This window comes from Oleiphilus sp. HI0132 (genome assembly GCF_001635845.1).
In genome coordinates, this window is the sequence record NZ_LWGJ01000393.1 from 1 (window position 1) to 1,109 (window position 1,109).

The 1,109-nt window shown below is 40.4% G+C and carries 2 protein-coding genes; both read right to left on the reverse strand.

Annotation, left to right across the window (positions count from 1 at the left end; translation table 11 throughout):
- Positions 1-423: hypothetical protein (locus A3766_RS04895; RefSeq protein ID WP_156508696.1), on the reverse strand; the 423-nt coding region annotated here is incomplete at its 3' end.
- A gap of 59 nt (positions 424-482) precedes the next feature.
- Positions 483-965, reverse strand: coding sequence for a hypothetical protein (locus A3766_RS04900; RefSeq protein WP_068510665.1), 483 nt, complete (start codon positions 963-965; stop codon positions 483-485).
- Positions 966-1,109 lie beyond the last annotated feature (144 nt).

Here is a 1,109-nt window from a genome sequence, read left to right on the forward strand (position 1 = left end):
AGTGGATTCGCAGATCGTATCAAGCATGACAAATCGTAGTACTACATCTTCTGTCTTACTAGCTACATTCCATGCATTAAGACGAAACTCTAGACCCTCATCCTCCCACCCATTATGGCTTGGAGGCTTTTGTGGCACATACCCCCATGCCGCAGCAGGTCTAACAGTGATATTCCCAATACGAGGCTCGAATTCAAAAGCGGTGGCTTCGAAGAATCTTTCAGTTAAAGCGTTCACACGAGATAGTTCCCTATTGATCCACCTCTTCGACCTTTCAGTAAATTCGTTATCTGTCTCTTCAGTTTGGAGAGATATATCATAGCTAACTCGATCATCAGTAACGTGGCAACCAGCCTGCTCAAGCAACGCGACATGAAGTGGTTCTAGGCCTTGTACCGTACACGTTACAGAATAAGTCGTCATACTATCCTCTTGACCAGAAACCTAATTTTCCGTTCGATTAGAAGCGCTAAGCCCTGCTCTTATTCAAATACTTTAGCCAATAGATTTTCTTCAACTAGGTAAATCGCGCCTTCGATAGTAGGAGCAGGGATCATTTGACTCCAAGACCAGCGCCAAGTGCCAAGAATTTTGTTCTTTTCTCGATCTCTTACTGATGCCACGATGAGCTTTATTCTGTCTTGAATAGGTTGATAGCCGAGCATTAGCTCATACCTATTATTCGAGGAACTAACATTTTTATAAGTAGTTTCAGTGTTTGAATCTGAATGAATAGTTACTTCCTTACTTGATTCTTCAGTACTAAGAGCTACTTTATACCCTTTAGATTCGAGTATGGTTTTTAGCTCTATTGTTATTAGAAGAGGGTCTCTTGAAAGATTAACGTACAACTCCTTAGGGCCTGTAGCTTTGTCAGCAATTTTTATTTTATTAATCCCGCAAGAGATCAGACAAAGAGAAGTAAGACATATAATCACTCCCTTGATGAGTTTCATTGACATCATACAATTACCTTTTCCGTTATATTAGAGTTTGATACTTGAAGTTAAGTCAGTAACCACAACGGAATCCTTCTTGTCTCCAGGAAGCATATCTCGATAGGATTTAGCTACATCCATATGCCTTTCACCTGGCATAGCCAAAATTAA

What these genes read in the sequence shown, in the direction of transcription:
- A3766_RS04900 (WP_068510665.1), bottom strand. Translation starts at nt 965, where the DNA reads ATGATGTCAATGAAACTCATCAAGGGAGTGATTATATGTCTTACTTCT.